Origin of the sequence: Paenibacillus sp. NPDC101420 (genome assembly GCF_050277435.1) — a bacterium.
GTDB lineage: Bacteria > Bacillota > Bacilli > Paenibacillales > Paenibacillaceae > Paenibacillus_AQ.
The window spans coordinates 1,917,393-1,933,375 of sequence record NZ_JBNNSE010000001.1; the positions used below are offsets into that span (position 1 = coordinate 1,917,393).

The 15,983-nt window shown below is 48.0% G+C and carries 17 protein-coding genes; 2 read left to right on the forward strand and 15 right to left on the reverse strand.

What is annotated here, in order from left to right; translation table 11 throughout:
- Positions 1-55 precede the first annotated feature (55 nt).
- The 8 genes from ACQKMP_RS08330 to ACQKMP_RS08365 form a co-directional block, all read right to left on the reverse strand.
- On the reverse strand, positions 56-382 hold the full coding sequence (locus tag ACQKMP_RS08330) for a YnfA family protein (protein WP_042185628.1): 327 nt from the start codon (positions 380-382) through the stop codon (positions 56-58).
- A 148-nt stretch (positions 383-530) separates the two neighbouring features.
- Positions 531-1,346: an adenosylcobinamide-GDP ribazoletransferase gene (cobS, locus tag ACQKMP_RS08335; protein WP_339245711.1), complete on the reverse strand. Its 816-nt coding sequence runs from the start codon at positions 1,344-1,346 to the stop codon at positions 531-533.
- Positions 1,343-1,891, reverse strand: a complete 549-nt coding sequence (gene cobU / locus ACQKMP_RS08340; RefSeq protein ID WP_042185626.1) for a bifunctional adenosylcobinamide kinase/adenosylcobinamide-phosphate guanylyltransferase — start codon at positions 1,889-1,891, stop codon at positions 1,343-1,345. The genes cobS and cobU overlap by 4 nt, the downstream gene beginning before the upstream one ends.
- Positions 1,888-2,949: a nicotinate-nucleotide--dimethylbenzimidazole phosphoribosyltransferase gene (cobT, locus tag ACQKMP_RS08345; protein ID WP_042185625.1), complete on the reverse strand. Its 1,062-nt coding sequence runs from the start codon at positions 2,947-2,949 to the stop codon at positions 1,888-1,890. The genes cobU and cobT overlap by 4 nt, the downstream gene beginning before the upstream one ends.
- 92 nt (positions 2,950-3,041) lie before the next feature.
- Positions 3,042-4,205: an aminotransferase class I/II-fold pyridoxal phosphate-dependent enzyme gene (locus ACQKMP_RS08350; protein ID WP_427469153.1), complete on the reverse strand. Its 1,164-nt coding sequence runs from the start codon at positions 4,203-4,205 to the stop codon at positions 3,042-3,044.
- Positions 4,198-5,130 carry a D-alanine--D-alanine ligase gene (locus ACQKMP_RS08355; RefSeq protein WP_379423566.1) on the reverse strand — a complete coding sequence of 311 codons (933 nt, stop codon included), beginning with the start codon at positions 5,128-5,130 and terminating at the stop codon, positions 4,198-4,200. The genes ACQKMP_RS08350 and ACQKMP_RS08355 overlap by 8 nt, the downstream gene beginning before the upstream one ends.
- Before the next feature lie 19 nt (positions 5,131-5,149).
- On the reverse strand, positions 5,150-6,601 hold the full coding sequence (locus tag ACQKMP_RS08360; protein ID WP_379423035.1) for a PLP-dependent aminotransferase family protein: 1,452 nt from the start codon (positions 6,599-6,601) through the stop codon (positions 5,150-5,152).
- 125 nt (positions 6,602-6,726) lie between these two features.
- Positions 6,727-7,263: an AAA family ATPase gene (locus ACQKMP_RS08365; protein ID WP_379423037.1), complete on the reverse strand. Its 537-nt coding sequence runs from the start codon at positions 7,261-7,263 to the stop codon at positions 6,727-6,729.
- A gap of 167 nt (positions 7,264-7,430) precedes the next feature.
- Here ACQKMP_RS08365 and catA point away from each other — a divergent pair, with 167 nt between their 5' ends.
- The gene (gene catA, locus ACQKMP_RS08370; RefSeq protein WP_339245699.1) at positions 7,431-8,090 is read left to right on the forward strand and encodes a type A chloramphenicol O-acetyltransferase; all 660 of its coding nucleotides are present in this window, start codon (positions 7,431-7,433) and stop codon (positions 8,088-8,090) included.
- A gap of 106 nt (positions 8,091-8,196) precedes the next feature.
- Here the strand turns inward: catA and ACQKMP_RS08375 are convergent, their stop codons facing one another.
- The 6 genes from ACQKMP_RS08375 to ACQKMP_RS08400 form a co-directional block, all read right to left on the reverse strand.
- Positions 8,197-8,853 (reverse strand): histidine phosphatase family protein, encoded by a 657-nt coding sequence (locus tag ACQKMP_RS08375; RefSeq protein ID WP_427469154.1) that lies wholly within the window; start codon positions 8,851-8,853, stop codon positions 8,197-8,199.
- An 8-nt stretch (positions 8,854-8,861) separates the two neighbouring features.
- Positions 8,862-9,821, reverse strand: a complete 960-nt coding sequence (gene cbiB, locus ACQKMP_RS08380) for an adenosylcobinamide-phosphate synthase CbiB (protein ID WP_427469155.1) — start codon at positions 9,819-9,821, stop codon at positions 8,862-8,864.
- A gap of 49 nt (positions 9,822-9,870) precedes the next feature.
- Complete coding sequence (locus tag ACQKMP_RS08385; protein WP_256721602.1) at positions 9,871-10,650, reverse strand: adenosylcobinamide amidohydrolase; 780 nt, start codon at positions 10,648-10,650, stop codon at positions 9,871-9,873.
- 491 nt (positions 10,651-11,141) lie between these two features.
- Positions 11,142-12,230: a pyridoxal phosphate-dependent aminotransferase gene (locus tag ACQKMP_RS08390; protein WP_427469156.1), complete on the reverse strand. Its 1,089-nt coding sequence runs from the start codon at positions 12,228-12,230 to the stop codon at positions 11,142-11,144.
- Positions 12,231-12,490: 260 nt separating this feature from the next.
- The gene (gene map, locus ACQKMP_RS08395; protein WP_427469157.1) at positions 12,491-13,237 is read right to left on the reverse strand and encodes a type I methionyl aminopeptidase; all 747 of its coding nucleotides are present in this window, start codon (positions 13,235-13,237) and stop codon (positions 12,491-12,493) included.
- A 7-nt stretch (positions 13,238-13,244) separates the two neighbouring features.
- Positions 13,245-13,829: a TetR/AcrR family transcriptional regulator gene (locus tag ACQKMP_RS08400; RefSeq protein ID WP_076298271.1), complete on the reverse strand. Its 585-nt coding sequence runs from the start codon at positions 13,827-13,829 to the stop codon at positions 13,245-13,247.
- Positions 13,830-14,109: 280 nt separating this feature from the next.
- On the opposite strand from ACQKMP_RS08400, the gene ACQKMP_RS08405 reads away from it, so the two are divergent.
- The gene (locus ACQKMP_RS08405) at positions 14,110-15,111 is read left to right on the forward strand and encodes a lipoate--protein ligase (RefSeq protein WP_042185606.1); all 1,002 of its coding nucleotides are present in this window, start codon (positions 14,110-14,112) and stop codon (positions 15,109-15,111) included.
- A gap of 85 nt (positions 15,112-15,196) precedes the next feature.
- On the opposite strand, the gene ACQKMP_RS08410 is transcribed toward ACQKMP_RS08405, so the two are convergent.
- The gene (locus tag ACQKMP_RS08410; RefSeq protein ID WP_427469158.1) at positions 15,197-15,910 is read right to left on the reverse strand and encodes a metal-dependent hydrolase; all 714 of its coding nucleotides are present in this window, start codon (positions 15,908-15,910) and stop codon (positions 15,197-15,199) included.
- Positions 15,911-15,983 lie beyond the last annotated feature (73 nt).

A 15,983-nucleotide genomic window follows, 5' to 3' on the forward strand; every position in this document is an offset into this window, starting at 1 on the left:
TTAGGCTTAAATAAAAACAACCCGTTCACACGAAAGTGTTGAACGGGTTGTTTTGTTAGTGTCTTGGCGCCCAAAGAATGACCGAAACGCCGATCACACAAATAACAGCACCAACCCAGTCATATACATCGGGTGTTTTCTTGTCTACTAGCCAGCCCCATAACACAGCGAGCACGATAAACACCCCGCCGTAAGCTGCATACACTCTTCCGAAGGATGGAAACTTCTGCAAGGTAGGAATAATGCCGTAGCTTATCAGAATCAAAGAACCTACCAAACCGTACCAGAGAGGTCTTGATTCTCTTAGCCATAACCATACTAAATATCCGCCTCCGATCTCAGCAAGGCCAGCAATTACAAATAGTAGAATGGCAGCAACCATGTCATCCCTCTTTCCTATTGAACTCTAAAAATATCACTATGTGGACCTGCAAGCATCCGGGCCACCAAACAACTGGAACCACAGGCATCAAAAGAGGATAAAACCAGATTGAGCCAGCTAGCTACTATGCGTCACCCGCAGGAGCCACTCACATGAAATTGTGCTGGAGCAGCACTAATACTAGTAGGAGCACAGCCTCTAGCAGTTCATTCAGCGCGCCGTACACATCGCCGGTGAGCCCGCCGAGCCGGCTGCTAATCCGCCGCGCAGCCACGGTGCCGCTGGCCAAGGCCGCAGCCGGCAGCAGTAACGCTGCCGCCAGATGCAGCGGCCACGCGGCTAAGCCAGCGCCGAGCGCCAGAGGCGCACCGGCTGCGGCTAGCGAGAGCAGCGCGGCTATCGCCAGCGCGCGCCGCTCATGCGAGGGAGCGAGGCCGGCGAAGCTCGCGGCCAGCCCCTCGTTCCCGCGGGCAATGGGATAACGCACCATTGCCCGCACCATATACCAGCGGCTCCAGATCGCTGGCAGCAAGAGCAGTGGCAGCTCGTAATAGACGTAGCCTTCGATTAATGCTGCCACTAAAGAGACCTTTAACAGCAAGAGCAGCACGCAGGCGAGCACACCCATCGCACCCACACGGCTGTCCTTCATAATCTCCAGGATCCGTTCCCTCGGTCGGTAGCTTAGCAGACCATCCGCACTGTCCATCCAACCATCGAGATGCAGGCCGCCAGTAAGTCCTACCCATAAGATGAGGGTAATAACAGCTGCTGGCCAAGCCGGTAAAATCCAACCCGTCAAAGCTGCCCCAGCAGCTACGCACAGTCCGATAGCTGCACCCACCACAGGATAGAACAGCACACTTCGGCGCAGCAGCTCAGGAGAAAATCCAGGGTCACTCTTTACAGGAAACCGGGACAAAAACTGAAAGGCAGCCGCGGCAGCATCCCTGCGCTCCCTCATAAACGATACTCCCTGCTCTTGAGTTCAATTGGAATGCCCGCAGTCACTAAAAAAACCTGCTCGCATTGCCGAGCAAGCAGCGCGTTCATACGTCCTGCCAGATCACGGTACAATCGGCCAAGCGCATACTCCGGAACAATACCATCTCCAACCTCATTAGTGACCAAAATGAGGTTTCCTTGAAATGTGTGTACACTGTCTTCAAGTCTTGTAATCTCGCTCTCAATCAACTCTTGCCTATCCGTAAATCCTTCCATGGCTAGCAGTACATTCGATAACCACAACGTTAGACAATCTACGAGAACCGCCTTTTCACCAGATAAACGCTTAAGAAGATCTGGCAAATCATAAGGCTCCTCTAACGTCTCCCAAGCATATCCGCTTTGCGAGCGCTGTTGCTGATGCAGTGCAATCCGTTCATTCATTTCATCATCAAACGCTTGTCCGGTTGCAACATAGAAGGCCTGATCTGCCAGTGACGACATCAGTTTTTCTGCAAAACCACTTTTCCCGCTACGCGCCCCTCCCGTTACAAGAATACTCATTGTTTCCCAGCTCCAGAGATGCCTGCACTTTCAAAGGTGGCCATTTCGCTCAAAATGCGGCATATCGCCTCAATTAAATGAAGGGACAATACGCCTCCAGTTCCTTCACCCAAACGAAGACCCAGGTTAAACAACGGTTCAAGCCCAAGCCGCTCCAGCATCAGCTTATGTCCTTGTTCTCCTGATAGATGGGAGCCTATCATATAAGCAATGGATTCTGGCGCAAGCGCCTTCGCCACAAGAGCTGCCGCACCCGAAATAAAACCATCCAAAATGACAGGTACCCTGGCAGCAGCTGCGCCAAGAATCAGACCCGTCAAACCGGCGATTTCCAGTCCCCCTACTTTGGACAATACATCCAGTGGATCTGCCGGATTCGGCTGATTCACCTTTAAAGCGCGTTCCACAACTGCAATCTTATGTAGTAAACGTTCATCATCAATTCCCGTTCCTCTTCCAACGGCTACTTCAGGTGGTATTCCTTTTAGAGCACACAGAATAGCTGCGCTAGCCGTTGTATTCCCTATGCCCATTTCACCTGTAATAAAAATCTCTGTCCCGTTCTCAATCGCTTCTTGTGCGATTCTTATACCTACAAGCACAGCATTCATCGCTTCTTCACGACTCATCGCAGGTCCCACGGCTATATTATCCGTTCCTCGGCGCACTTTACAATCAATCAGATCCTCATGACTAAGGTCGCCGTTAACACCGATATCTACGAACTTTACCTCAGCCCCAGCTTGGCGTGCCAGTACATTCACAGCCGCTCCTCCGCTGAGAAAATTATAGGCCATCTGCATTGTGACTTCCTGTGGAAACGCGCTAACTCCCTCGCAGCATACACCGTGATCGGCAGCCATAACAACTACCGTTCGTTTGGTGAAACTAGGCTGCTCCGTACCCGAAATTCCGGCGAGCTTAACGGCCAGCGTCTCCAATTGTCCCAGGCTGCCCGGTGGTTTAGTTAGAATGTTCAAGCGGTGCTCCGCCTTTAGGAAAGACTGTTCATCCGCTGGTGTGATTCGTTTAATTACTTCTTGAATAGATGAAATCATATTTTAACCTCCAATTAAAGATATCCGTATAACCTATTCTATCTTATCTACACATAAAAGCCCCCATCTATGATAGATGGGGACCACTAGAATTACAACTTCACTTTCATAAATCCTTCGATTCTCTCCAGCGCTTCCGTCAATTTTTGTAGGGATGCTGCATAAGAGCAGCGAATATACCCTTCTCCACCCGCTCCAAACACATGCCCCGGAACCGCAGCAACACCAACCTCCTTGAGCAGCTGCAAAGCGAAAACTTCTGACTTCATTCCGGTATTAGCGATGGAAGGAAAGACATAAAATGCACCCTCCGGCTCGTGGCACGGTAAACCAATAGATCGAAATCCACTAACCAGCAGCTTTCTTCGCTCATCAAAGCATCGTTTCATGTGGTCCTTATGCTCCATACCGTTCCGCAGTGATTCAATGGCAGCGATTTGACCTAGTATTGGAGCACACATCGCAGTGTACTGATGGATTTTGAGCATCGCAGCAATTAATTCCTGATCACCACAAGCATAGCCTACTCTCCAGCCAGTCATCGCAAAGGCTTTGGAGAAGCCACTAATGACAATCGTTCGTTCCAACATCCCAGGAAGAGAGGCAATACTTACATGCTGACTATCATAGGTTAGCTCGGCATAGATTTCATCTGAAATGACAAGTAAGTTATTCTCTTTTACAATCTGTGCAATGGGTTGCCAATCCTCGTAAGTCATTACTGCTCCTGTAGGATTAGTCGGAAAATTCACCATAAGAATCTTGGAACGCGGGGTAATCACCTGCCGCAACGCTTCAGGAGTAAGTTTAAAACCCTGCTCGGCTGAAGATTCAACCTCTACCGTAATCCCACCGTTCAAATGAGTAATCGGCGAATACGCAATATAGCTCGGAGAAGGGACGATAATCTCATCCCCGGGTGTAATAAAGGCCCGCAGAGCCAAATCCACGGCTTCACTGCTTCCCACTGTAACCATAATCTCGTTTGTTGGCTCATAGCGGAGATTGAAGCTTGTGTGCAGATAAGAGGCGATCTCTTCTCTAAGCTCCAACAAGCCGGAATTTGGTGTATACATCGTCTCCCCATTATTCAAAGCACGAATACAGGCAGCTCTTACATGCTCCGGTGTAACGAAATCAGGCTCGCCTACACCAAGCGATATAATATCCTGATTCCCTGTACTTAGGTCAAAAAAAGCCCGAATCCCCGAGGGAGCAATCTCCCGTACACGCGGAGTAATCCATTCATTATGCATGACTGAGCACCTCTTCTTTCGGACTCTTTTCTGTTAGGGAAAGGGAAATGATCTCGTCCAGCAGTCCGCTGAAGGTGTAACCTGCCGCTTGCGCGCTTTTTGGTAAAAGACTCGCCTTCGTCATGCCCGGTAATGTGTTCACCTCCAGCACATATGGAATACCATCCTTAATGAGCATATCCACCCTTGCGTACACGCTGCATTTTAGTGCTTTGTAGCAAGTTAAGGCTGCATCACGTACTCGCTCATACACCTCAGCTGGTAGATCAATGACCCGTTCGTCTGCCCCGCCATCTTCGTATTTCGCACTGTAATCGAACCACTCCGCATGCGCCGAGGTGATTCCCAAAACGGGCAGCATCTCTCCATTTAGAATAGAGCAAGTGATTTCCTGGCCTTGAATGTAGCTCTCGATCAGAATCGACTGATCACAAGCAAAAGCCTTCTCTACTGCGCTCAACAGCTCCTCGCTGCTGCTCACCTTTTCCATACCGATACTCGAACCGCCTGCACATGGCTTCACCATAACAGGATATCCAATCCGCTCTACGGCTTCTTGAGAATAATCCTTCATACTATCCCAGCACAGCCAATCCGCCGTATTGACGCCTGAGCAGCGCATAAGCTTTTTGGAAAGATCTTTATCCATACAAATGCTGCTAGACAAAACGCCACTACCCGTATAAGGAATCCCCATCGTCTCCAGCGTCCCCTGAACCGTACCGTCCTCTCCGTAAGCTCCGTGGAGCGCAAGCAGCGCGATATCGATTCCTTTTGCCTGCTCAATAAGCTCTTCACGCTTGGTGATCACTATTGGAGTAACCTCATATTTATTGGGATCTAGATTCTTCAAAATCTCTCTACCGCTATTCATGGATACCTCATACTCTGAGGACACCCCGCCCATAATTACGCCTACCTTCATCTTCATCTCAAGCACCTCTTTATCCCATTAGTTGTCGTGCTGTTCTGCCAATAATCTCGATCCCCTTGCGGATATCCTCATCCGTCACTCTGGAGAAACCGATCCGTATCGTATTTTGACCTTTACCGTCTGTGAAGAATATATCTCCTGCTGTAAAAATAACCCCTTGCTCATGACAGGCCGCTAGCAGCGTCCTTGTATTAAAACCCTCCGCGAAGGTTACAAAAAGATGCAATCCGCCATCCCCTGATAACGCCGTATAAGGAATAAACTCCTTACAGAATTGCAGGGTTAATTCATATTTTCGTTTATATTCCGCTCTGGCTTTTTTCAAATACTTCTCTAAATGGCCACCCAATAAGTATTGATACAAAATGGATTGATCCAGCGTCGAGGTATGAATGGTACGTGCGCGCTTGACGCTTTCGAGAGAATTGATCAGCTCCTGATCTGCCAACACCCAGCCTACGCGTAGTCCTGGAAATAATACCTTTGAGAAGCTACCTAGATAGATCACGCTGTTGCCGCTCCCTGCTGCTGCGATAAGTGGAGCCACATGTGAGCCCGAATAGCGTAACTCCTCGTTAAAACCATCCTCGATCACTGGTATTTGGTACCGGTTCATCAGCTTCATTAGCCTCTGTCTTTTCTCGGGAGACATTACAATGCCGGTCGGATTATGATAAGAAGGGACAAAGTAGGCACAGTCAAAAGCTTGCTCCTGCAATGCCTTCTCCAGCTCAACCAGATCAATCCCATCACGCTCCATAGGAATCCCGGTGATCTCAAAGCCATTCAGCTTCAGATTTTTGATCGCCGTATGATGCGTTGGATTCTCACAGATGACCGAACCATTCTTTTTGCTAAGTGCAGACAATACAATATCGAATCCCTCTGTAAAGCCATTGGTGATCAATATATCCTTGCCTTTCATTTCAACGCCTTTGTGCTCCATGTACTGCTTCAAATAGTCTATTAAAGGCTTATACCCTTTGGCATATCCATAATTTAGTAAGACGTTGCCTTCCACCGACATACGATCCATAAAGGAGCGTTTCACATTATCTAGATCAAAAAGACTCTCATCAGGTGCGATGCTCGTGAAGGAGATCGTCCCCTTCTCCGCTCGTATGCCGCGCTTCATGATATCCAGATCCTCCGCCAGCCGCGCATGATCATTGATACGCGTCTTCCAGTCCATCGTCCAGGAAGAGATTGTTTCACTGCCGGGAGGTGTAGGTGCCACATAACTTCCCTGACCCTGCACGGCATACGCAAATCCATCATCCTCAAGCTCTGCATAAGCAGAGATTACTGAGTTACGGCTAACCTTAAGCAGTGTGCTGAGCTCTCTTGTGGAGGGCAGCTTTTGATTGCCTTGCAGACCGCCTTTTATGATTAAGTGCTTCATATAGTCTTTAATTTGTATATACACCGGCCGTCCGGCTATGAGCTTAAAATCCTTAAACATCTCTCAATCGCCCCCATGACTATCATGGCACAATCACTCGCTTAAAAAAAGAACCACAGCCATGGGATTTTAATCCGGCTGTGGTTCTATGAGGGGACAAATGCCCAAAATATCAAGTTATAGATCTATGCTTCGATCACAAGCTCCCCTTCTCCAGCAGGGATCTCAAAACCATTTAAAAACCGGGTTAGTATGTCCTCAGTAATCGGAAATGCGGCATTAGCGTCAAAACGTTCACTCCGGATAAGCAGTCTCTGACGCAATTCATTTGGCTGAATTTTTAAGTGAATCAGTTCCCACACGCCACCATAACTCTCAATAAGTTGCTTGTAATCGTTCCGTCTCTGACGTTGCCAGAAGCTGAAATCGATGACAACATGATGTTTTGCCTGAAGCAGATTCACCAGCTCCCCCCGCAGCTTTATCTCCGACTCTTCTTTATAGGACTCATAATTCTGCTCTGGATAATCCACCCCGAAACGTCCGTGCGTGGCCCAAATATCTTCATCTATCGAAAGTCTGGCGAATCCCTCTTTCTCCAGCTTTTTAGCAAAGGTTGTTTTACCCGACCCCGCTACACCGCACATCATCACTACGATGGAAGCAACACTCGTACGCTTTTGCTGAAGCAATTTTTCAATAACCAACTTTTCACTCAGCATTATAAATGCATCTTCCTTCCACTTGATCTAGTTTAATTACGGCGATGATGATGGTATACTCATCGTTACAAAATACTTTCTCAAAGGATTGTGATAAGGATATGGTGAAATCAGTCCAGCAGACCTCCTAAAATGAAAAATGAAATAATTTTAGGAGGTCATAATAAATGATTTTTAACCCGATTGTCATTGATAACTGGAGTAGAAAACCCTATTTTGAACATTATTTAAACAATGTCAGATGCACCTATAGCATGACCGTAAATATCGACATTACCCTTCTACTGTCAGAGCTTAAGCATAAGGGAATTAAGCTGTACCCGGCGCTAATCCACATGATAACTACGGTGGTAAACCGTCACAGTGAATTCCGCACTTGCTTTGATTCTGAAGGTAGATTAGGTTATTGGGATAGCATGTCACCTAGTTTTACAATTTTCCATGATGATGATAAGACTTTTTCAAGCATCTGGACTTCGTACGGAGAAAAGTTTAATGATTTCTATAACCGTTATCTGGATGATATGAAAATGTACGGAAGCGTGAAACAATTTATCGCTAAAGCAAACGAACCACCGAACACCTTCCCTATTTCTAGTATTCCGTGGGTCAGCTTTACGGGCTTTAACCTGAACGTGTATAACGAGGGAACCTTCCTACTTCCCATCTTTACTATAGGAAAGTATTTTCATCAAGACAAAAAAATACTATTACCAATATCGGGGCAATTCCACCATGCCGTGTGCGACGGTTACCATGCCAGCATGCTGTATAATGAATTGCAATCACGTGCAGATACCTATAAGGAATGGTTACCTAACATCTAATTATCCACTTTATTCTGCTGAGGGCGAACGATAGTTTAAACATAAAGGGTTGCACATATTAGGTATGACTAATATGTGCAACCCTTTTTTTCATTTGATTTTCTCATCAATCTCCCGAAATATCTGCTGACCATTGCCCGTTCCGCCAAAATAGCCTGAGTACCATTGCTGTTCCCGGAGAAGGTGCAACTGCGCTGTAGAATGTGACACCAGGAATTAACTGTGCAAGGAAATTCCGAATAACACCACCATGTGTGACTACCAATACCCTGCTTGTTATTACCTCAGCCTTTTTTTCACTAATTGCAGCCTGCACAAATGTATCCTCAGCCCCTCGCCCCAGATCTGACAGGAAGCTACGCAACCGTTCGTCAAACTGCGCCCATGTTTCACCATCCGGTGGTGTAATTGTGGAAGGACTATCAATCCACCTTCTATACAGTGAGTTATCCTTCAATTCCTCATAAGTACAGCCTTCGAAAGCTCCAAAATTTATTTCGCGCAGACGCGGATCGTAGACAGCCACCTTCTCTAAAGAAGGAGAAATGTAAGCTAGAGTCTCCCGACATCTAAGCAAATCGCTGCAAAATACACACCAAAAATCATTCGATACTTCAGACTGCTGCTTAAGCTGAGATAGCTGCTCTACTGCACTAGATAGCAACGGGAGATCCGAATGTCCTAAGTAACGATGCTCAGCATTCCACTGAGTTTGCCCGTGGCGGACAAGTACTAATTCTAGCTCTATTGAAGGAAACGCCATGTCTAGCATTAGCCCCCGATCCATATCCATGCCACAACCGCGCATAAGCCTACAAAAATTGAAGAGCAGAGCATCATCATCCGCGAGGTCTGAATAATATCGTCCGGCTCCATCGCTCGTACCGGATCACCCATATAGGCTCGGAAAGAAGCGACACCATGATAGACGTTCTCTCCTCCGAGACGGATACCAAGTGCGCCCGCAACAGCGGATTCTGGATAGCCGCTATTTGGGCTTGGATGGAGACGCGCATCCCTCTTCACCATTTGCAGACAATTGCGCCAATCCAGACGAAGCAGCCATGCACAAAGTGCCAAGAGCAATGCCGTAATTCGTGCTGGAATGAAGTTGGCAACATCATCAAGCCGAGCGGATGCCCAGCCGAGATCTCGATATTTATCATTCTTATATCCCACCATGGAATCGAGTGTGTTTACTGCTCGATAAGCCATAGCAAGCGGCGCGCCACCGATGAGCGCATAGAACAATGGAGAAATAATCGCATCGACGATATTCTCTGCTACAGTCTCTACCGTGCCGCGCACAATTTCCGGGGAATCTAGCGAAGTCGTATCACGCCCCACGATCATCCCCAACGCCTTGCGGGCAGCAGGGATATCGCCTTTACGGAGTTCCACGTACACCGCCATCCCTGCATCCTTCAGTCCCTTAGAGGCAATCGTCGTCGAAATTAACCAAGCCTCGGCTAACCAGATGAGCCAAGGTGAGATAAACGACAGCAGCCATAATAGGATGGCTGTCAGTGCCCAAGCACCACCCGCCACACATAGCGGAAGTAACACCCCTGCTCTGCGCAGGCTTTGCGGGTGGGACCATAAACGACGGATCGCCCGCTCCAGAGCCGTGATTGCTTTGCCCATACCAATTACGGGATGGGGCAAGCTACGCGGATCACCTACGATCCGATCAATTACATAAGCCGCAAGCAGTACTAAAGCGATTGTCACAGGCGATCACCTCTGAACAATCTTCTGTTTCTCCAGCAATCCATTCTCATTAGCTGTCCTTCCTTGCCTGCACCGACAGCAAGCTGCCCGTCACTGCGCTGTATACAAGGCGTCCGATTGCGCCACCAAGGTCGGTAGCGGTTCCGGCGTAAACATGCTCTGCCTTGTATCGCCCACTTTGGCTCACAGCTAGCACTATCGCATCCGTAGTTGTTCCGGTAGCGATCAGGCCATTCTCGGGATCGGTAATCCCGAGGTCTGCCAGTGCAGCAGCTTTGGCTTCGACAGCTGTCTGCACAGCATTGACCATGGCCGCCGGTGTCAGGCGGCCATCAATACCTAACATTATGTTAATCGTACCCGGGCGATAAACAGCCAGCACATTGCGTTCCACACCCGCGCGCGCAGCATTTCCTGCGGCGGCAGTAACGCAAACAAAAATACCCGCTGAGCCGGTGTCTTCCTCAGCTACCGCTGCATGCTCTAGCGGTACTGCCGTCATCAGACCGGCACAGCCAGACATTGAATAACCCCACTCGCGGAGCTTATTCTCCATATCCTGAACAGGATCACTACATTCATAATTGCGGTCAACATATAAATTGACGGCCCTCTCTAGCCGATTCATTCCTCCACCATAGAACGCACTCGATAAACCATCTGCTTCAGCAGGTAGCTCTAGTAGCAGATGGTTTCCCTTCCACTGTAAAGCAAGCCCTGGCCAGATGGCCGAATGGTACTCTTTTACACCTCCTGCGAGGTTAAATGGAATCTTTACTTGCACCATATATCGATCTTGCTCCTTCCACAGCACATTACTTTTATCCATTCATCCAACCCGCTTCACGGTCGCGCCTGTACTTCCCCAACCGCCTCACTTAGAAACTACCTAATTCTCTATTTCAGCAAATGACTATCTGCTCTAAAATCTACTCCAACACATACTCCAATATCCACCTAAAAATCCGTTCCTCACCCATCTATTGCACTTTATACAACAGATTCGGCTTTATTCACTGGCAAAAGTCATTCTGCTGTATTTCGTGCAATAGAATGTCACGTAAAAACCTATTTCGCATCAATTTCTAAACTTCTATTGTACAAAGTGCTATAGAATCGAATTGCTACGCCAGCAAAGCGAGTTCTGTTGTACGAAATACAACGAATGCACTTTGGAGGATGTCCATCAGAAGCTATCTCACCAAACTTTGTCACAACCCTAAGCATGCGAGCTGAAGCCTGCCATCCGGTATCAAATCGCAATTTTTGCTCTACACCAGTCACTTAACAGCAAACCCGCTGCCCTCTAAGCTACTCAGGTCACTTATCCGCCAGAATTTCCTTCATCTGTTTTAGCAGCCGGACATTATCCTCATGTCCCTTAACGGCTACTCGGATATGCTCGTCTCCTAGACCGGGGTACATAGCGCAGCTGCGCACCAGTATACCGACACGCCCAAGACGGGTCTGCATCTCAGCCGCACTCCACGGCGAAGGCAGGCCACAGAGCAGAAAGTTGGCTTCGCCTGGCGGCACTTCGCAGCCTAGCTGCATAAGGCCTTGCCGCAGCAGTTCCCGTTCCGTGGCGATCAGTTCGCGTGTGCGACGTCCATACTCGTGCCCACACTCAAGGCAGGCTTCGCCCGCCAGCAGCGCCAAACCATTCACGCTCCAGGTAACCTGCTTTCCGGTCATCGCCTTTGCCAGCTCCGGATGCGAAATGGCAAACCCGAGACGCAGTCCGGGAATCGCATAAAATTTCGTCATCGACCGCACCAAAATCGTATGCGGAAACTGATCCAGATCCGGCAAAAGCGTATTTCGTTCTGCTTCTGGAATAAAATCAATAAAGGCTTCATCCACAGCCAAATACGTCCCGTAGCTTTCAGCTTTCTGCGCTAACCAGCGCAGCTCATCCACAGTATACTGAACGCCATTAGGGTTGTTCGGCTGTCCAAGGAACAGCAGATCAACCTTCTCCAGCAGCCCGGCAATCTCATTCACTCCAGCTCGGAAGTGCTGTTCCCTTGTTCCCTGAACAGATAATACTTCTGCGCCGAATTGCACAGATAGCTGCCGGTACTCAGAAAAACAAGGTTCTACGATACCTACCTTTTGCGGAGCAATCGCAAGCAGCAACAATGCCATAGATTCTGCGGCTCCGTTGCCTACTGTCAACCAACTACTATGTATACCAAGATCCTTTGCTAGCAGACTTTTGAAGCGCCGATGTCCAGGGTCAGGGTAGGTAACCACCGTAGACAATGCTGTTCTAAGTAGCTCTAAGACGGCTGGCGGAGGCCCGATAGGATTGATGTTTGCGCTGAAATCAAGAAATGTGCCACCAGCCTCCTCATAAAGTTCCGCAGCTGTTAGCAAATCACCGCCATGGCCGTATTTTTCAAGCATATTTACACTCCCTCTATCCACTTTCGTTTGTTCGATATGTATCTCATTGCCACCATTATTGCGTCTTTGCCGGGAATACGTCAATGCTCACTAAAAGAATCACCTGAATAACCGCTTGCCTCAAATCGACATTAAAATCTACGAGATGTCAAAAGATAATAAAGTTCTAGACTGGCAGCCTCATCAGATCTATGGACACGCTGTCCCAGAACCCTAAAAAAAGAAGTCGACCATTTCGTTGGTCGACTTCTAATTTTTTTCTATTGCGCGGTCAAAATTTGTGGACCTTCAGCCGTAATGGCAATCGTATGCTCGTATTGGGCGGCGAGCTTGTTGTCCATCGTCCGTGCGGTCCAGCCGTCCGGATCGATTGTCATCAAGTAGGTACCTTCGGTGATCATGGGCTCAATCGTGAACACCATACCTTCCTTGATACGTGGGCCTTTTCCAGGCTTGCCGACATGCATATAAGTCGGCTCCTCGTGCAGGTCGCGGCCGATGCCATGAGCGAGAAGGTCGCGCACGACGCCGAAACCGTGTGATTCCGCATGCCGCTGAATCGCGCTCGTCACATCGCCGAGTCGATTGCCGGGCTGAGCCTGCTCGATGCCCATATCAAGACATTCCTTCGTGACACGCATCAACTTCTCGGCCGTCGGCGAGATCTGCCCTACCGCATAACTCCAGGCCGAATCGCCGAGCCAGCCATCGAGCTCAGCGACCGTGTCAATCGTCACGATATCCCCTTCCTCAAGTGGCTTATTGCTAGGGAAGCCATGCGCGATTACATCGTTGGCGGAGGCACAGGTCGCATATTGATAGCCCCTATAGCCTTTCTGGTATGGCTTTGCGCCGTGCTTCAACATAATGTCCTCGAATATGCGCTCAATCTCGTTGGTGGTAATACCCGGTTTGATAAGCGGGGCGATTGTACGATGACATTCAGCCACCACTTGGCATGCCTTGCGGATAGCCTCAATTTCATGCTTGCTTTTTAAAATGACCATGTTCGTATCAGGACCCCTTCGTAATAGCTTGGATAGCGAGTCGGGCGATTCGATCGACGTTCAGATCGGAATTGCCCGCATAGTAGTGCAGCCCACAGCAACCGACCAGCACAGCAAGCATATGGTCGACGCTGTCGTCTTCGCACTGGGCGATCGATTGGAGTGGAACGTACAGGCGTTCCATAAACCGTCTCTTGGCGTGGTGTCGATCCCTTTCAGACAAGCCTACATAATGTTCCGCCGCCATTTTGTAGACGAGATATGCGCGGGCGTCCGACTGCCACAGCTGGAGCAGTGCTTTACAATACATCAACAACTGCCTGTCATCCGGTGGGCTGCCGCTGATGTCCGCCCATTTTGCGATAACTTGCTCACATCGCTCAAAGCCGCTTTCTAACACATCTTCTATTAATAAATGCCGGTTGGGATAATAATGGTATACTGTGCCGTAACCAAGACCTGCCTCGCGGGCGACGTCGCGAATATCAAAGCTGCCGCCCGTGCGAAAGTAGGAGCGCGCGGCGACGTCCAGGATCTGTTCTTTGCGCTGTATGCGTATGAGCTCATTTTGTTCTTTGGTACGGGGGCACATAACGTGTAACCTCCTTATTTAGACCTGCAAATTTGTCAATATAAAAATAGTAACCCATGGGCTGAAGAAATGCAAAAGATTTGTTGATTTTCGATAAAATGAAGTACTTAACAATAAGACTGGGCGCTGGAAATTCTTCAACTTAAAAATCGCATTAATTCAACGATTCCAGTCTAATACTTTATTCCACCGAAACACGAAGCGATCTCTTTTGTTAAAAATCTGCTTTTGGTTTAAAATGAGAACTGTAATCAATTTTGCTGCAACGGAGGAATTCACTATGATTTTTATTGATAACACAGGGATTACTGACGCTTCCATCAATTTGGCGATTGAGGAATATGCGCTGAAACACTTGCCGATGGACGAGAGTTACCTGCTTTTTTATATTAACAGCCCATCTATCATCATCGGTAAACATCAAAATACGATTGAAGAAATCAATCAGGAATATGTTAAAGAGAATGATATTAAGGTTGTGCGGCGTTTGTCCGGCGGTGGAGCTGTCTATCACGATCTCGGAAATCTTAACTTCAGCTTCATTACTAAGGACGACGGCCAATCCTTCCATAACTTCCTGAAATTCACCCAGCCGGTGATCGACTACTTACAAAGCATGGGTGTAAACGCTGAGCTTAGTGGACGGAATGATCTTCAAGTCGGCGAACAAAAAATTTCCGGCAACGCTCAATTCTCCACACGTGGACGCATGTTCAGCCATGGCACACTGATGTTTGACCTCAATTTGGACAATGTACAAGCCTCTCTAAAAGTAAATCCAGAGAAGTTCAAATCGAAGAGCACCAAATCCGTACGTAGTCGCGTAGCCAACATCAAAGAGCTGCTAGGTACAGACATGACCATTGAAGAGTTCCGCTCCGGTCTCCTACGTTCGATCTTTGGCATGGAGCCATCCGAGGTCCCTCAGTATAAGCTTCAGGAAGCAGACTGGGACAAAATCCACGAAATTTCCAAAGAGCACTACCAGAACTGGGACTGGAACTACGGTCTGTCACCAAAAAGCAATGTCAAACACACACGTAAATTTCCTGCTGGAATTATTGATATTCGTATGGATATTGAGGATTCCCTCATTAAGGACATCAAAATCTATGGTGACTTCTTTGGGGTTGGTGACGTAGTAGATGTTGAAAATGCACTTCGTGGCAAACGTTATAATGAGGCAGAGGTTAGAGAAGCATTAGCTGATCTGGATTTGAAGCATTATTTTGGACGTATTGAGCCGGAGGACTTTATCGGACTGGTTTTCCTAGAAGAATAGTTACACAAAAATAAAGGGGCCTGCTTATCCTATGCGCAAATTTGCGTAAAGAATAGACAAGCCCCTTTTTCATATTCATTTTAGTTCAAGTAGAAAGTATAAATACATAGACAACGAACGCTAGAGTCAGCATGATGCAGATGTTCTCTACGGCTCCACCTTTTTTCGTGCCTGTACTCATTAGCTTTAGACGCAGCTTAAAGGGTATTGGCGGCAGGGGTGTAATTCCCCGTTGGGTAAGAGAGTCAGCTAGTAGGTGAAGCGCATACGACATGCCCCCAGCTATCCATAGACTGCCACCGTCATTTATACCCGCTGAGGCAAAATACAATAAGGCGCTCCAGCCCGCAACTCCATACAAGGTATGTGTCAGTCCACGATGAGGAACAACCGATGAGACTACAAGCACGCACGCTGCAATGTAGTTCCATGGATCATAGGCTTTCCCGAAGGCAAAGAGTGCTATGGCAATCAAGATCATGACCAAATGGCGCAGCTTTCGACTAGGCAGGAAAGATACACTTCCGACTAGCAGTGCAAGCACAATATTCCAAGGACGTTCCACGATTCCGGCAAAATAGAGATAGATCGCCGCGCCTATCAAAGCAATTTGCAGCGCTCTTAATAGAAATTCTGGAATCGCCTTGCGCACAAGCAGCGAATTCGGTTCATCGATATCAGGAAGCAAAGAGCTTAACGCTGCGACTGCAATAACTGGAATCGTAATCTCGTGTGACATCAAACTCATTACAGATAGGGTAACCCCAGTGCTGATTATTAAATGGGATCTGCCCATCATGGTGAAACCGCTCCTTTCTAAGATGCGAAAAACAAGAACAAATGTGCGGTTATCGAAGTATATCAAGACCCTG

Excerpts from the sequence above, each read along its gene's own strand:
- ACQKMP_RS08375 (WP_427469154.1), bottom strand. The coding sequence starts at position 8,853 with ATGGCGTTTCCTTCAATAGAGCTAGAATTAGTACTTGTCCGCCACGGG.
- ACQKMP_RS08350 (WP_427469153.1), bottom strand. The coding sequence starts at position 4,205 with ATGCATAATGAATGGATTACTCCGCGTGTACGGGAGATTGCTCCCTCG.
- catA (WP_339245699.1), top strand. The coding sequence starts at position 7,431 with ATGATTTTTAACCCGATTGTCATTGATAACTGGAGTAGAAAACCCTAT.
- ACQKMP_RS08365 (WP_379423037.1), bottom strand. The coding sequence starts at position 7,263 with ATGCTGAGTGAAAAGTTGGTTATTGAAAAATTGCTTCAGCAAAAGCGT.
- ACQKMP_RS08400 (WP_076298271.1), bottom strand. The coding sequence starts at position 13,829 with ATGTGCCCCCGTACCAAAGAACAAAATGAGCTCATACGCATACAGCGC.
- ACQKMP_RS08410 (WP_427469158.1), bottom strand. The coding sequence starts at position 15,910 with ATGATGGGCAGATCCCATTTAATAATCAGCACTGGGGTTACCCTATCT.
- ACQKMP_RS08385 (WP_256721602.1), bottom strand. The coding sequence starts at position 10,650 with ATGGATAAAAGTAATGTGCTGTGGAAGGAGCAAGATCGATATATGGTG.
- ACQKMP_RS08355 (WP_379423566.1), bottom strand. The coding sequence starts at position 5,130 with ATGAAGGTAGGCGTAATTATGGGCGGGGTGTCCTCAGAGTATGAGGTA.
- cobU (WP_042185626.1), bottom strand. The coding sequence starts at position 1,891 with ATGAGTATTCTTGTAACGGGAGGGGCGCGTAGCGGGAAAAGTGGTTTT.
- map (WP_427469157.1), bottom strand. The coding sequence starts at position 13,237 with ATGGTCATTTTAAAAAGCAAGCATGAAATTGAGGCTATCCGCAAGGCA.
- ACQKMP_RS08405 (WP_042185606.1), top strand. The coding sequence starts at position 14,110 with ATGATTTTTATTGATAACACAGGGATTACTGACGCTTCCATCAATTTG.
- ACQKMP_RS08360 (WP_379423035.1), bottom strand. The coding sequence starts at position 6,601 with ATGTTTAAGGATTTTAAGCTCATAGCCGGACGGCCGGTGTATATACAA.
- ACQKMP_RS08330 (WP_042185628.1), bottom strand. The coding sequence starts at position 382 with ATGGTTGCTGCCATTCTACTATTTGTAATTGCTGGCCTTGCTGAGATC.
- cobS (WP_339245711.1), bottom strand. The coding sequence starts at position 1,346 with ATGAGGGAGCGCAGGGATGCTGCCGCGGCTGCCTTTCAGTTTTTGTCC.
- cobT (WP_042185625.1), bottom strand. The coding sequence starts at position 2,949 with ATGATTTCATCTATTCAAGAAGTAATTAAACGAATCACACCAGCGGAT.
- ACQKMP_RS08390 (WP_427469156.1), bottom strand. The coding sequence starts at position 12,230 with ATGCTTGAAAAATACGGCCATGGCGGTGATTTGCTAACAGCTGCGGAA.